Consider the following 13925-nt stretch of genomic DNA (forward strand, 5'->3'; position numbering starts at 1 on the left):
CTTTCTTTTAAAAATTATAAATTCACACTAAGACCTAAGAGGAAGCTTCTTGCCTGAGGGTACCTACCTACATCCATACCGTAGTTATCCATTCCGATTTCGGGATCAAAACCGGAGTACTTGGTGATGGTAAACAAGTTATTTGCAGTACCGTACACACGAATAGCACCTGTTTTCAACTTATTAGTGAATAATTTAGGGAGGGTATAGCCCAAGGTCACATTGCGAATACGTAAATACGAGCCGTTTTCAATATAAAAATCTGAGGCATTAAAGTTTCCATTGTCATCAGAAGTAGAAATGATTGGAACTTTTCCAGCAGGATTTTCTGGCGACCAGGCATCCAGGATACCCGTTAGCTTATTATAAGAAGGACCGCTAGCGCTATAAGTCGTTCTTTTCACGGCATTAAACAACTTATTTCCAGAAACACCTTGAGCGAATATATTCAGGTCAAAGTTCTTATAAGCAGCGTTAAAGCTAAAGCCATAAGAAAAATCAGGGTAAGCACTACCTGCAAAATAGCGATCTCCACCATCAATAGAGCCACTATGGTCTAAATCGGCAAACTTAAAATCTCCAGGTTTTGCTTTAGGCTGAATCTTCTCTCCTTTATCATTGGTGTAACTATCTACCTCGGCCTGAGTCTGGAAAATCCCCTGCGTTTTCAATACATAATAACTGTACAGTGGTTCTCCTACTTTGACGAACAATGGCGCCAATTCATTTCTAAAGTTCTTATCTACTGGAAAACCTGTTGAACCCGGAGCTAGACTAATCACTTTATTATTCACTTTCGTGAGTGTTGCACCAATAGAATAGCTAAATTCTTTTTGCTGGTCACTGTTATAATTGATGCCCAATTCAATCCCATTATCCCTGATTAATCCTGCATTAATCGTTTGCGTTTCCAAACCAGCGGTTCCAGGAAGCTGTTTTGTAAAAATCATTTTATCGGTATTCTTGATAAAATAATCTGCAGTTAAGGTGAATGTATTTTTCATCAGCCCTAAATCCAATCCAACATTGGTTTGTTTAGATTCCGCCCAGGTCAGGTTTGGATTCTCCAACACCGTAGACACATAGCCATTATTAATCAGTGGAGTTTGTCCAAAATACGACAAGGTGCTACTCAATAAAGGGCTTACATCTTGAGGTGATAAACTTGCCAGATTACCCAAAACACCATAACTGGTTCTCAATTTCAACTCGTTTAACCAGGTACTTTCTTTCAGAAAATTCTCTTTCGTCAATACCCATCCTGCGGAAGCAGAATAATAATTGGCATATTTATTTGCCGATTTAGGCATCATAGAAGTCCCATCGCGACGACCAATTAATGACAACAGGTATTTTTCCTGGTAATTATAATTCGCTCTCAAAAACAAAGATGACATGGCCGTTTTTTGTACCCTGCTTACTGCGGGTTCAAATACCGTAGCATTCACCAGATACCGCTTTGATGGGGATTCATCATCAAAACCTTTCCCAACTACATAAAACTCATCATACCTTGTTTTCTGAAAGGAGAAACCTCCGGTGAAATCTAACTGATGACTTCCAATCACTGTTTTATAGTTCAAAATCTGTTCTGCCAACAAGTCATTTTTCCTCGCCGAACCTTCTTCTAAGGAATTGATCAGTACAGGTTTTCCAACTTCCGGACGTTTTGGAGTAAAGATTTTCCTGTTGTTGAACTCTTTGGTCAGGCTAAAATTAGATTTAAAGGTTAAGCCTTTAGCCAGGTCTAAAATCATATAAGGGTTGATCAACAGCACATTTTCTGGTCTGTGGATGTCGATGCGTTTTAATTCTGCTACCGGGTTTATAATATCCCCATAGTCGCCGGCAAAGGCACCCCCTGGTAAACCGGCAAAACTGCCGTCCGGATTGTATGGCGTTCCATTCGCAGGATAATAAACGGCCGACAATAATGCGCCTGTATAATCACTACTCGTATTTGCACCACGTCCATTTGTACTGCTAAAGGAAAGATTCTCTCCGATTTTCAACCAGGAGTTCAATTTATGATCTGAATTGATTCTGAAATTGTAACGTTCTACCTCCGTATTCAAGACAATCCCCTCCGCTTTGCGGTAATTGAAACTTAAATATGCAGTTGATTTTTCTGACCCACCAGACACAGCAAGGTTATAATCCTGAGTTTTCCCTGTTCTGAATACCTCGTCCATCCAATTGGTACGTGTAATTCTTCCTTCCGGATATTTCGTGGCATCAAAAGCAGGAAGCAAGGCCGTTTTACCATTTTTCGCGGCGGTTTCAGCCACTATAGCTCTTTGTTCAGCATTCAATGGTGTTAACTTTTTCCAGGCACTTTGGGCACCGGCTTTGGCATCAAAGCTAACTTCCATCTTACCGGTCTTTCCTTTTTTTGTGCTGATTAAAACTACGCCTCCTGAGGCTCTGGCACCGTAAATAGCTGCAGCACCATCTTTTAACACAGAAATAGATTCAATATCATTGGGATTAAGCACTGGTGTTCCAGGAAAAATTGAACCATCAACAACATAAAGTACACTCTCCCCATTAATCCCACCGGAACCACGAATATTCACCCTTGGGCCAGAAGTAGGGTCACCACCCTCGTTGGTTACAATTACTCCAGGTGCTTTTCCAGCCAATACCTCCCCAATACTATTCACTGATCTCGAAGACACTTTATCTAAAGAAACCGTACTTACAGCTCCGGAAAGCGTAGCTTTCTTCTGAGTACCATAACCAACTACAACAACTTCCGATAACAGTGATTTATCTTCCATCAATACGACATTGAGCTCCTGCTGATCCCCAACATTAACTTGTTTTGTTTTATAACCCACCATGGAAAACGATAAAGTCCCATTTTCAGGAACTGAAATCATGAATTTACCATTAACATCAGTGGTAGTTGCCTTTGCCGTCCCCAAGGCCTTCACAGAAACCCCAGGCATCGCCATACCTAAAGAATCTGTTACCTTTCCTGAAATATTCCGGTCTGGTTTTGCCGCTGGAACAGGTATTTTTCTGAGGATAACATGTCCAGCCTGCTCCTTGAAATTGAAGCCCATCAGGGTCAATAACGCAGCAACACGTTCGTTTTTAAAAGAAATATTTTCCTGAATCTGGTGGCTGTGTACTGCATCAGGGTTGTATACAAAATGTAATCCGGTGCTGGCCTCAATTTCTTTGAGCATAGAGACGGTAGCACGATTTGGGCCGACTTTAATCGTCACCCTACTTTTCTCCAGTACCTGAGCCATTGTAGACGAGGCAAACAATGCTCCGCAAAAGGTACAGAGTATAGAAAAAGTTAACAATGAGTATTTCATGACTTTAAAAAGAGCTGGTGACCTCTTTAGTGAGGATTTTTTCATATTTTTAATTGTTTTATAACCTTGATTTTGTTTTAAAATATTCCGGCTTTGTAATTGTCGTTAGGAAGCCGGTTTTAGTATTGACCGGGACTGATCTAATCAGTTCCGGTTTATTGATCTGATTTAAACCCTCATTTTCTATACACATTAAAAGTTTTATGATTTTCGGTTGTCCTGAATTTCAATTGATGGAGACTGCAAATGATCTCCAAAATTTCTGCTGGACTTTGCTTGGTATTAAAGATTCCGGTACATTTTAATCTCCCCAAAGCAGGGCTGCTCAAGGAGATCTGGATATTGTAGACATATTCCAGTTTATGTATTAATTCTTCCAGGGCAATGCCTTCAAATTTAAGGTCAACTGGTATAACCGCGCTTTCCTTGATTTCAGCACGCTGATTTACTTTATCATAAGAAATTTCTTGTCCTTTTACCAGCGTACCAAATAGTTGATTCGGGTTCCCCACTGCCACTTTTCCTGTAGCTACCTGAATGGTAATATGGTCTTGCTTTTTAAAAGATTTTATGCGAAAGGAAGTCCCCAGCACTTTGGTATATAGGCGATTACTTGTTTTCACGATAAAAGGGCGTTTCTCCTCATGAGCAACGCTAAAGAAGGCTTCCCCTTCACTGAGCGAAATGATCCTATTGTGTTTTCCGAAGTTTTGTGGGTACACCAACACTGAAAGCGGTCCCATCACAATCTTTGAGCCATCACTAAGCAATACAGTCTTCTGCTCTCCAGAACTTGTATTCAGGGTAAAGAACCGCGCTTTAACCGCTTCAGTTTTGTAAACCGACCAATAGCCAATTGCAGTGGCCATGATCAAAAATAGTGTTGCTGCAACCTTAGCAAATGGATGAAGCGCAAAAACCCGGTAGGCTTTAGCTCCGCCCTTTTGCTCCATTTGAGACTGAAGCTTCAAACGTATTTCTGCGGATATTTCCGATTTTCTATTTTTTACTAAAGTTTCCTGGCCTTCATAAGATTGATACCATTGTTCTACCTGTTCCGCTTCCGCCGGACTGGTTTCTCCTTTTAAATATTTACTGAGCAGCAATTGCGCCTGTTCTTCCTTTGTCATCTACACCTAAGTCAAATGAAACAAAAGAAGGTACTAACCAAGGTTGTTACGCTTAGGTTAAGTTTAGATGAACAAGATGAAAATGAATAATAGCAGGAGATAAGACAGCCTTTTCTTCATGACTTTTAATGCCGATGAAATTTGATTTTTAACCGTTTGGGCAGAGAGGTCCAACTCTTCAGAAATTTCTCTGATGGACTTCTCCTCTTGCCTACTCATAGAGAATATAATCCTCATTTTTTCTGGCAACTCCTGAATTGCCTCCTCCACCTCTTGATGAAGCTCTTTAAGTATCAAACCCTGAGCCGCCGACAATTCAGTCTCCCCACAAATCAAAAGACGCAAGTCTTCCTTGTGTTTTTCTTTAAGCTGTGAAGAACGAAAATAATTAATCACACGGTACTTTACCGCGCCAAGAAAATAAGCAATCAATGGCCCCTTCAGCTGAATATTAGCGCGGTTTTCCCATAGGGAGATAAAAATCTCCTGACAAATATCCTGTGCAATTTCCTCATCACGTACCCGTTTATAAGCAGCATCCAAAACATCTTCCCAATAGCGCAGGTAAATATCTTCCATAGCCTTATGTGCTCCGTGCTGTAGCATTGAAAGCAATTCAGTCTCTGATATCATTTGATTGTCCCCTTGGTAATTTCTCCAAATCTACCGCAGTCATATTCCCTTAACGTTAAGAAATCTTTTAGTTAATAATAAGGCTGATTAAAGGAACCCTCACAGCAGATTCCGGCATACCTTTAGGTTTGTTAGAAAATTCCGGGCAAAAAGAAAACGGAGTCCCTCTTCTAGCGATTTGGTTCTCCGTTTCCACCTTTCCTTTGCCGTAGCATTGAAAAAGCATCAAATGCTCTGTCATTCTAACCTCCTTTGGTTCTCTTAGTATGTTTCAACTTTGATCCCTCTGAAATCTACTTTTCCATCGTTCCTTAGAATAATGTTTAGGTCTAATGTTTGTCCCGAATTTAGTGAGTATACCTTCAATAACAACGAAGGTATTTTAAGCATCATTTTCTCTGTTTCCTTTGAATTTGATCTTTTACTAATCCATTGAAATCTTCAGAATCTTTGGCCCTACGGCACATATTCTTTTTGAAGTCTTTCTTTCAAACGGCTAAAATACTTCCTTTTTGATACATCTAATTTACAAACTATAATTGACTAATGCAAAGACATTTACAATATATTTTTAATACGAAATCCACAAGTTATAAACGTGTTATTAACAGGTTTTGCACATTTTACCAACAACAAGACCGGGTCATTTTGAACCCCAGCCTGCTTCTATAGCCGAGATTTTTTCTAAACGTTTTACATGACGTTCTTCTCCGGAAAATTCTGCTTTTAAAAACGTATAAACAATATCTTTTGCCAACTCCAAGCCGATTACACGCGCCCCTAAACATAGGATATTCACATCATCATGCTCTACAGACTGATGTGCAGAATAAGTATCATGACATACTCCCGCACGAATGCCTTTAAATTTATTCGCCGCAATACTCACCCCTACCGCACTTCCACAAATTAAAATCCCACGCTCACCTTCTTTATTGATGATAGCCTCCGCTACTGCCGCTGCATAATCAGGATAGTCGCTCGGTGTCACGGTATGCGTACCAAGATCAAGTACCTCATAACCGGCCTCTTTTAACATTGAAGCTAATATCGTTTTATATGGGAACCCCGCATGGTCCGCCCCTAGAATAACTCTCATATCGGAAGACACGCAAATTTCATTCCCAATTCAACCAGCCTGGCAATTTCTTAGAGCTCTTGTAGCGTTTTAACAGCTGCCCTCGTTTTAACAAATAACATGCTAAACACATTCCATATGAATCTTTCTACGATCAAAATTACCGGAAACTTTAACAAGATGATGACCGGCGCTTTACTAACCATGAGCACTTTATTCCTTACAGCCTGCTCCACCAAAGAAACACCAGTTCCAGAATCATCCTCCATGATGTTTGTGAACACCTCGCCTACCCCAGCTACTTATAATGTTTATGTAAATAATGGACTGGCCAGCCCGGGAGCATTACCATTTGGTGGTGCCATGTCTTATTTAAAGCTCAATACCGGCGAACAGTCCATTAAATTTACCACAGCAAGTAGCTCAGAAAGCTTGATCACAAAAAAAATAACCCTGGAAAATAATAAGGCTTATTCTCTTTTTCTAATTGGAAAAGAAGACAAACTGGATTATTTGGTCATCAATGATCTAATAACGAAGATGCCTGTAGACAAAGCGATGATCCGTTTCATTAACCTTACACCAGATGCAACTTCATTAGAGCTGGGCATCAAAGAAGGCGCAACTTTAATCGGTGATAAAGCTTATAAAGAAAATAGTGACTTTATTGACGTGGAGGCTAAAAAACTGACCCTCCAAATCAAAGAAAAAGGAACAGGGCTAGTGATTTCAGAATTGGTTGATACAGAGTTCAAAGCGGGCAGCATTTATACCATTCTAAGCATTGGAATGGTTACTCCAACAGGGCAAGAGCAAAAAGCGACTGCAAAGCTGGTTAACAATTAATAAAAAAAACGACAAAAAAAACAGGCCTTTCCATCAGGAAAGGCCTGTTTTTTTTGGATCTACCCCTAGATCCATGAATACTTATTTGTGTGTGTACTTAATTTCATTTTTAATGACCACGTCCATGCTCATTTCCTTTCTTACCCTGATCGTTTCCTCGTTGCTCTCTTTCGTTTGGACGATTATTCCTTTCATTTCCACGATTATCGCTAGCTTGTGGCCTCGATTCTCTCGAAGGATATTTCTTTGCTTGTCCTGGAGGCATTCCATGAGGATGCCCTTTCACAACATAGTACCTTTTGTCGTTACTATTTCTGATTACCTGTTGCGTACGTACATTTTTGTACCTCGCATATTGGCGGCGATCATTGTCAAAATTTCGGTAAGGATCTCTGGAATTTACCACCACTTTGTAGCCATTATACAAGTCAAAATTCCTGTATCTTGAAGGCAGGTTTCTAGAGAAAATCCATTTTCCCCGGTCCAGGTAGACAAACTGCTGCTTTGGAACATAATAATAGCTCTCGATATCTGGCAGATAATAATACTCTACATGATCGTAACCTACTGGACCCCATAAAGGTTGTGATCCAATGTTTATATTTAAACTGATTTGTGCAGCTGCACGGAAGGGTAAAATCCCCATTACTCCGAGCAAACTCAAAATGATTAGCTTTTTCATCCTAATTGTTTTTTACATCAATTGATTAACCTCTACCTCTTCCATGTCCCCGATCACCGCGATCATGTCCTCTGTCGCCACCACGATCATTTCCTCTGTCTCCGCGGTCATATCCTCTATCACCGCGTCCGTTTTCTCTTCGCTCAAAGCGGTCGCCACGATCACGGTCGTACTTCTTATTCCCTTTCCAATTATCGTGCCCTCTGTCATTGTCTCTAAAAACAGGTCGGCCACCTCCACCATAATATGGGTGTCCTTTTACCACATAATATCTAGAATCATGACTATGTCTGATCACTTGTTGAGTTCTGATATTTCTATATCTCGCATAACTCATACGATGGTTGTCAAAATCACGGTAAGGGTCTCTGGAATTGATCACTACCTTATAACCACTATATAAATCATATCCTCTATATCTTGATGGTAAATTCGAAGCGTAAATCCAACGACCACCATCCATATAAATAAACTGACGTCTTGGAACATTGTAATAACACTCTATATCCGGTAAATAATAATTATCTACATGGTCATAGCCAACCGGTCCCCATAATGGCTGAGAACCAATATTCAAACTGACACTGATTTGTGCCGAAGCCTTAAATGGCATCCATCCAATTACGCCGAGTAGCCCTAATACTAATAACTTTTTCATAACCCGCTATTTAAAATTTCATTTGTGTGTTTGTTGATTCAAATGTCTATAGCGAACATGAAATGAACATGAATTTTTGAAATTATTAATAAATTTCTTTTTTCATCTTAATTTCATGTTCAAGCTGCACCTTCGTATCATTCAATACAAGTGGCGCAGATAATAAAACAAACACACAATGTTTTAATGAGGGAGGGCTAGTTTGCCTCGGAAGAGGCAAACTTTCCATATATTTACATCATGAGCACTAATAAATTCTTACGTTCATATACCGCAGCCTTACTTTTCGTAGGACTTCCCTTTGGCTCTTTTGCCAGCGACAAACCGGCTATCCCTCTGTTTTCCAAAGAGGACATCATGATTTCAAATGAGCACTTTTATCAGGACAATAGAGATAAAAGACAGGAACGTGGCAAGGAAAGGAAAAAACCAGATGTCAAAGAAGTACCCCAATCCAGAAGACAAGAGAAACCGGGTGAAGTAAAACCAGGAAGAAGAGAATCTGAAAAAAGAGAACGTCCTTCAAGGGATGATAGAAGAAGAAAAGACTAAAGAACCCGCATGAAAGTCCTGATTGTTGAAGATGAAAAAACGCTGGCTTATGAAATGGAGGACTTCCTGAAAAAAGCCTTCTATATTTGTGACCTGGCTCATACCATTAAAGATGGTTTGGAGAAGATGGAAAGCAACAGCTATGACTTTATCTTACTGGACCTTGGGCTTCCTGATGGTGATGGACTTAGCCTACTACCAAAAGCGAAAAAACACAATCCAGATGCCGCATACATCATCTTAACTGCCAGAGGAAACCTGGAAGACCGCATTGCCGGATTAGATCTTGGTGCCGATGATTATCTCCCTAAACCCTTTTCTTTATTAGAACTACAATCCAGGATGCAAGCCATTGCCCGTAGGAAATTCAACGTAAAAGAAGAGTTGTTGCCATTAGGCGATTTTCAAGTCGACCTCCAAAAGAGACTGATCCTATTCCAGGAAAATCAAATAGAATTGTCCAGAAAAGAATTTGATCTGTTGAGTTATCTATTTCTGCACAATAACCGCGTGCTGACCAGAATGCAACTTAGTGAACACATTTGGGGCACCTTTGCAGACGACGATTATGATTCCAACTATATTGATGCCCACATCAAAAATATCAGAAAAAAATTGAATGTCTGGGCACCAGCCGATTTCCTGGAAACCGTACGTGGCGTAGGATACAGAATCAGAAAATAAATGAAATTATCATCAAAGCTCATCCTGTTTATCACCAGCTCCAAATTGGTGGTTGTCCTGTTATTTGTATTTTCATTGCCTTTTTTAGTCAGTCAGATCGTTTCTGAATACACGAATTATTCCCTTAGAAGTCAACAAGACAAGGTAATTAATGTGGTGCAGAAAAATGGTATCCAACACTACTTGCAAGGAGATGACAGTTATGGAAGCTACACGATGCTTAAAGAAGAATACATTGCACTCGAACCAGCTGCGAAGAATAAACACATTGACACTATAAAAACGGCTCAACGTATTGTAGAACGTGATACTTTAACCTACAGAATACTCATCCACACCTTCAATTACGATCAAAAAAACTATCTTTTAGAAATTGGAAAAAGCATTTCCAGCATCAATCAGTACAACAAAACTTTACAAAAGACGGCCTTATACGTATTGATGGGCCTCATCGCCCTTACCCTCCTGATTGACCTTATCTTTACCCGAATCCTCATCAAACCCTTAGGTAAGATCATAAAAAGTAAACTGATCAATAGAAAATTTCCTTTCAAAGATTATTCTCCTCCTGTCCCCACCTCCACGCAGGACTTTAAATACCTGGATGAATCCTTGATTCTTTTGATGGATCAAATCAACGAAGCTTTTGAGAAAGAACGAGAATTTACAGCTAATGCTTCTCATGAACTCATGACTCCAATCAGTATCCTTCAAAATAAGATGGAAAACTTGTTAGGAGATGAAAATCTTCCGGAAAGTGTCGTATTAAAAATTATTGAGATGATGAAAACATTGAGCCGTCTCAAGAAAATCTCCAACGCACTCCTATTGATCTCGAGAATTGAAAACCAGCAATTCGTAAAATCTGCTCATGTTAAGCCTTCTGTACTCATCAATGAAGTATTGGAAGAGATTAACCACCGGCTGCTGGATCAGGAAATTGAACTTAAAGTAGATTTAAAAACAGACCAGATGTTGGTCAATGTAAATCAGGACTTATTATTCCAATTGTTTTACAACCTGATCAACAACGCCATAAAATACAATGTTTATCAGGGAAGCATTCTCATTACAGATAGCCATACTCCCGAAAATGGTTATTCCATCATGATTCAGGATACCGGAATTGGGATTGCTGAAGAAGACCTGGATTTCATCTTTGACCGGTTTAGAAAAGCAAACCTTTCAGAGAATGTAGGTTACGGCCTAGGCCTTTCTATCGTAAAAAGTATTGCGCAATACCATGACATTGAGATCCTGGTGAGCTCAAAAGTAAAGGAAGGCACCACTTTTACTTTAATCTTCCCTGCTAAATAAAACAAATTCTTATTCCATTGGACCAAGCAATACTTTTAGCGTCATTCTAAGGCTATAAAGCATACACCTCAGTATTTCCCTTACAACCAACTGAAACAACGGGACAACAAGTTAAAATTAATATACTGATAAACAGTCAATTAAACTATTGAACTATGTAAATAGTTTCCGAACTACATAAATAGTTTTGAAACTATAAAAATAGTAGTATCTTTATGTAACAAAACAATCAAGGAATAAAATGAGAGAACTTACAAAGGCAGAAGAACAGGTGATGTTGATTTTATGGGAGATAAAGGAAGGCTTAACAAAAGATGTGATTGAAAAAATGGATCCACCGAAACCAGCTTACAATACCGTATCTACTGTGATTAGGGTATTAGAAGGCAAAGGTTTTATTGACCATAAGGCAGTTGGCAATACACACATCTATTTTCCAGTCATCACTGAAGACCAGTACAAACACTTCGCATTTGACAAAGTAATGAACAATTACTTCGAAAACTCTTATGAGAGTCTGGTCTCCTTTCTGGTAAAAGAGAAAAACATGGATATGGAGGCCCTTGATGAATTGATACAAATGGCAGAAAAACTTAAAAACAAGAAATGATGAACTGGTTCTATTATCTCCTGGAGGCTAACTTATACCTTGCCGTTTTTTACGGAATTTACCGTCTGCTGTTGCATAAAGAAACCTTTTATTCTGCCAACAGGTTTTTTCTAATCCTTAGCACTTTAATGGCATTCAGTCTGCCGGTATTGCAGATAGGATACCTGAACGAACTTTTTGGAAGGGGAATTGAGCAAAATGTAAACAATATTTTAGTCGAAACCAGTAGTAATGAAGCCCAATTTCAGTTCCTTGAGGTCGCCATCTATTTCCTTTATCTCGGAGTAGCGCTAGCCTTCAGTTTAAAACTGATTATAGATTTGTATCAAATTTTGATGCTTTCTAGAAAGTCTGATAGATACCATAAAGACAAAATCACCTATGTTAGCTTAAATCAGCACAACGTAGCTTTCTCCTTTTTCAATTTACTATTTATCCAGCCTGACATTCAAGGAAAAGAAACCATCCTGAAACACGAATTGGTACACATTCGCCAAAGACATAGCCTGGATATCATCTTTTTTGAAATCATTCAGATCCTGAACTGGTTTAATCCCATCACTTACCTCCTAAAAAAAGACATTAAATTATTACATGAATACATTGCAGATGAACAAACCACTTTAAAAGAAATCGGAAAATATGATTATGCATTATTTCTGATTAAGAATTCTTTTGGAATGGAGGCCAACCCTTTGAGTAATCACATCTTTAATCAATCCATACTAAAACAGAGAATCAACATGTTAAACAAGGAAAAATCAACAGGAAGAGCAAGGCTCAAGCTCCTGTTCGCATTGCCAATTGCCGCCGCAATGTTAGGCACATCCACTATGGCTTTTACCAAAGACTATAGTCTGGTAGATCTATATCCGGAAAAATCCACAAACAGTCTTACATTCCAAGAACCCGTTAAAAAAGAAAGCAAAAAAACGGATAAGAAAAGTACTATACCAAGAGCTCCAAAACCAGCTCCAGTGGCACCACCTCCCCCACCCGCTGAACCCCGTATAGCTCCTCCTCCTCCACCCCAAGAACCTCAAGCACCATCAAAAAAAGTAGATCAGGTGAAGTTTCCACCACCAATTGTAAAATGGGACGGAAAACCAGCTAAGAAAACAAACAAGACGAAGAAGAAAGGAGTGGTCAAATTTCCACCGCCAATTGTAACACGAGATAAAGCGCCAACACCAGAAAAGCAAAAAGAAGCAAAACCTGAGATTGAAATTCTTCCATAAACACCAAACGTCATCTTGAATAAAATCATGATGACGTTCGGTGTTTGTGTTAGTCCCTATAAAAAAGATTCCTATAATATTCTGTTGACTACGTTTCCTTTCGCGTCAAAAACTACTTTCTTTTCTTCTCCAACTTTTTTCAACTCCACTTTGTAAAGGACTGTTTTTCCTTCTTCAAAATGATCTACATCATCAATTCTATAACCACTATAGTCTTTCTTGATCACATTTGCCACGGCTACCGGTAGCTCTTTCGCTCTGATCTCTTTTTTGTGCTTAACTATAGCTCCTTTACTGGTAAACCATACTTCATGATCACGTCTGCCAATATCGAAATCAGCGTTATATAAATCACCTTTCAATTCCCATTCTACTTTAGTTGCATTTGGGAATGCTTTCTTAAAGGAATTTCGCACCTCTAAAGGAACGTCTTTGGCAGGAATATCCTGCGCATAAGTTAGACCGGAGAACAGCAGTGCTACTGCCAATAATAATCTTTTTTTCATGGTAAATGATTTTTGTTATCTAGCCATACCACAAAGAAAGCGCCTAAATTTATCCGCACATCAAATTAAGCAAGACAATACCGCTATTTAATGCAAAAACAGCCATTTAAACTTAATTATTTTAATTTTGTGCTTCTTTTTTCTTATGGAATGAATCGAGAATGATTAACAACATTCCACCCATAATAGACATATCAGCCGCATTAAATACCCCGGTTTGAAACAAGATAAAATCAATGTGAAGAAAATCTGTAACTGATCCGTATAGTATCCGATCATACAAATTACCGATCCCTCCACCGATCACACAGCAAACTCCTAAAACCATCGCTAAACTGAGGTCCTTCCTGCTCATCACGAAATAAAGACCCAATGCCAATACCCCTACCGGCAGCAACAGCAGCAGGACAAATTTAATCCCTGAATGTAGAGAATCACCCATACTCAAAAAGGCCCCTGAGTTTTCAACTTTAGTCAGCGTAACATAATCACTAATCAGCTTTATATTTTCATAATAAGCGACATGATCCCTGACAATAGATTTACTAATTTGATCACAACCTACGTTCAGCAATATAATTACTAAGATCAACACCTTCCCCGCCAGACCACTAAATTTACTTTTTTCCATTTTGGCACCTCAATTGATAAATATTGGTATT

Annotated in this window: 14 protein-coding genes; 6 read left to right on the forward strand and 8 right to left on the reverse strand. The window is 39.1% G+C overall.

Annotation, left to right across the window (positions count from 1 at the left end; all coding sequences use genetic code 11):
- Window positions 1–14: 14 nt before the first annotated feature.
- The 4 genes from GM920_RS16090 to rpiB form a co-directional block, all read right to left on the reverse strand.
- A complete protein-coding gene (locus tag GM920_RS16090) occupies window positions 15–3374 on the reverse strand; it encodes a SusC/RagA family TonB-linked outer membrane protein (protein WP_235964556.1) in 3360 nt (1119 codons plus the stop codon).
- Window positions 3375–3505: 131 nt separating this feature from the next.
- Window positions 3506–4459 (reverse strand): FecR family protein, encoded by a 954-nt coding sequence (locus GM920_RS16095; RefSeq protein WP_182959377.1) that lies wholly within the window; start codon window positions 4457–4459, stop codon window positions 3506–3508.
- Window positions 4460–4522: 63 nt separating this feature from the next.
- Window positions 4523–5065, reverse strand: a complete 543-nt coding sequence (locus tag GM920_RS16100; protein ID WP_182959379.1) for an RNA polymerase sigma-70 factor — start codon at window positions 5063–5065, stop codon at window positions 4523–4525.
- A 670-nt stretch (window positions 5066–5735) separates the two neighbouring features.
- Window positions 5736–6191, reverse strand: a complete 456-nt coding sequence (gene rpiB / locus GM920_RS16105; RefSeq protein WP_182959381.1) for a ribose 5-phosphate isomerase B — start codon at window positions 6189–6191, stop codon at window positions 5736–5738.
- Window positions 6192–6290: 99 nt separating this feature from the next.
- Here rpiB and GM920_RS16110 point away from each other — a divergent pair, with 99 nt between their 5' ends.
- Window positions 6291–7016, forward strand: coding sequence for a DUF4397 domain-containing protein (locus GM920_RS16110; RefSeq protein ID WP_182959383.1), 726 nt, complete (start codon window positions 6291–6293; stop codon window positions 7014–7016).
- Between the two features lie 109 nt (window positions 7017–7125).
- Here the strand turns inward: GM920_RS16110 and GM920_RS16115 are convergent, their stop codons facing one another.
- On the reverse strand, window positions 7126–7698 hold the full coding sequence (locus GM920_RS16115; RefSeq protein ID WP_182959385.1) for a hypothetical protein: 573 nt from the start codon (window positions 7696–7698) through the stop codon (window positions 7126–7128).
- Window positions 7699–7723: 25 nt separating this feature from the next.
- Window positions 7724–8356, reverse strand: a complete 633-nt coding sequence (locus tag GM920_RS16120) for a hypothetical protein (protein ID WP_182959387.1) — start codon at window positions 8354–8356, stop codon at window positions 7724–7726.
- Window positions 8357–8596: 240 nt separating this feature from the next.
- Between GM920_RS16120 and GM920_RS16125 the strand changes: the two genes are divergently transcribed.
- The 5 genes from GM920_RS16125 (at window position 8597) to GM920_RS16145 (ending at window position 12757) form a co-directional block, all read left to right on the forward strand.
- Entirely contained in the window at window positions 8597–8908 is a 312-nt protein-coding gene (locus tag GM920_RS16125) for a hypothetical protein (protein ID WP_182959389.1), read from the forward strand.
- A 9-nt stretch (window positions 8909–8917) separates the two neighbouring features.
- Window positions 8918–9592 (forward strand): response regulator transcription factor, encoded by a 675-nt coding sequence (locus GM920_RS16130; RefSeq protein ID WP_182959392.1) that lies wholly within the window; start codon window positions 8918–8920, stop codon window positions 9590–9592.
- Window positions 9593–10909 (forward strand): sensor histidine kinase, encoded by a 1317-nt coding sequence (locus GM920_RS16135; protein ID WP_182959394.1) that lies wholly within the window; start codon window positions 9593–9595, stop codon window positions 10907–10909.
- A 241-nt stretch (window positions 10910–11150) separates the two neighbouring features.
- The gene (locus GM920_RS16140; protein WP_182959396.1) at window positions 11151–11519 is read left to right on the forward strand and encodes a BlaI/MecI/CopY family transcriptional regulator; all 369 of its coding nucleotides are present in this window, start codon (window positions 11151–11153) and stop codon (window positions 11517–11519) included.
- Complete coding sequence (locus tag GM920_RS16145; RefSeq protein WP_182959398.1) at window positions 11516–12757, forward strand: M56 family metallopeptidase; 1242 nt, start codon at window positions 11516–11518, stop codon at window positions 12755–12757. The genes GM920_RS16140 and GM920_RS16145 overlap by 4 nt, the downstream gene beginning before the upstream one ends.
- 71 nt (window positions 12758–12828) lie before the next feature.
- Here the strand turns inward: GM920_RS16145 and GM920_RS16150 are convergent, their stop codons facing one another.
- Together GM920_RS16150 and lspA are read right to left on the reverse strand one after the other, a co-directional pair.
- Complete coding sequence (locus GM920_RS16150; protein ID WP_182959400.1) at window positions 12829–13263, reverse strand: PepSY-like domain-containing protein; 435 nt, start codon at window positions 13261–13263, stop codon at window positions 12829–12831.
- A gap of 121 nt (window positions 13264–13384) precedes the next feature.
- Window positions 13385–13894, reverse strand: a complete 510-nt coding sequence (gene lspA, locus GM920_RS16155; RefSeq protein WP_182959402.1) for a signal peptidase II — start codon at window positions 13892–13894, stop codon at window positions 13385–13387.
- Window positions 13895–13925: the final 31 nt, after the last annotated feature.

It is taken from the genome of Pedobacter gandavensis (genome assembly GCF_014172405.1).
GTDB classification, from domain to species: domain Bacteria; phylum Bacteroidota; class Bacteroidia; order Sphingobacteriales; family Sphingobacteriaceae; genus Pedobacter; species Pedobacter gandavensis.

What these genes read in the sequence shown, in the direction of transcription:
- lspA (WP_182959402.1), bottom strand. Translation starts at nt 13,894, where the DNA reads ATGGAAAAAAGTAAATTTAGTGGTCTGGCGGGGAAGGTGTTGATCTTA.
- GM920_RS16115 (WP_182959385.1), bottom strand. Translation starts at nt 7,698, where the DNA reads ATGAAAAAGCTAATCATTTTGAGTTTGCTCGGAGTAATGGGGATTTTA.
- GM920_RS16125 (WP_182959389.1), top strand. Translation starts at nt 8,597, where the DNA reads ATGAGCACTAATAAATTCTTACGTTCATATACCGCAGCCTTACTTTTC.
- GM920_RS16120 (WP_182959387.1), bottom strand. Translation starts at nt 8,356, where the DNA reads ATGAAAAAGTTATTAGTATTAGGGCTACTCGGCGTAATTGGATGGATG.
- GM920_RS16150 (WP_182959400.1), bottom strand. Translation starts at nt 13,263, where the DNA reads ATGAAAAAAAGATTATTATTGGCAGTAGCACTGCTGTTCTCCGGTCTA.
- rpiB (WP_182959381.1), bottom strand. Translation starts at nt 6,191, where the DNA reads ATGAGAGTTATTCTAGGGGCGGACCATGCGGGGTTCCCATATAAAACG.
- GM920_RS16130 (WP_182959392.1), top strand. Translation starts at nt 8,918, where the DNA reads ATGAAAGTCCTGATTGTTGAAGATGAAAAAACGCTGGCTTATGAAATG.
- GM920_RS16145 (WP_182959398.1), top strand. Translation starts at nt 11,516, where the DNA reads ATGATGAACTGGTTCTATTATCTCCTGGAGGCTAACTTATACCTTGCC.
- GM920_RS16140 (WP_182959396.1), top strand. Translation starts at nt 11,151, where the DNA reads ATGAGAGAACTTACAAAGGCAGAAGAACAGGTGATGTTGATTTTATGG.
- GM920_RS16110 (WP_182959383.1), top strand. Translation starts at nt 6,291, where the DNA reads ATGCTAAACACATTCCATATGAATCTTTCTACGATCAAAATTACCGGA.
- GM920_RS16135 (WP_182959394.1), top strand. Translation starts at nt 9,593, where the DNA reads ATGAAATTATCATCAAAGCTCATCCTGTTTATCACCAGCTCCAAATTG.
- GM920_RS16090 (WP_235964556.1), bottom strand. Translation starts at nt 3,374, where the DNA reads ATGAAAAAATCCTCACTAAAGAGGTCACCAGCTCTTTTTAAAGTCATG.
- GM920_RS16095 (WP_182959377.1), bottom strand. Translation starts at nt 4,459, where the DNA reads ATGACAAAGGAAGAACAGGCGCAATTGCTGCTCAGTAAATATTTAAAA.
- GM920_RS16100 (WP_182959379.1), bottom strand. Translation starts at nt 5,065, where the DNA reads ATGCTACAGCACGGAGCACATAAGGCTATGGAAGATATTTACCTGCGC.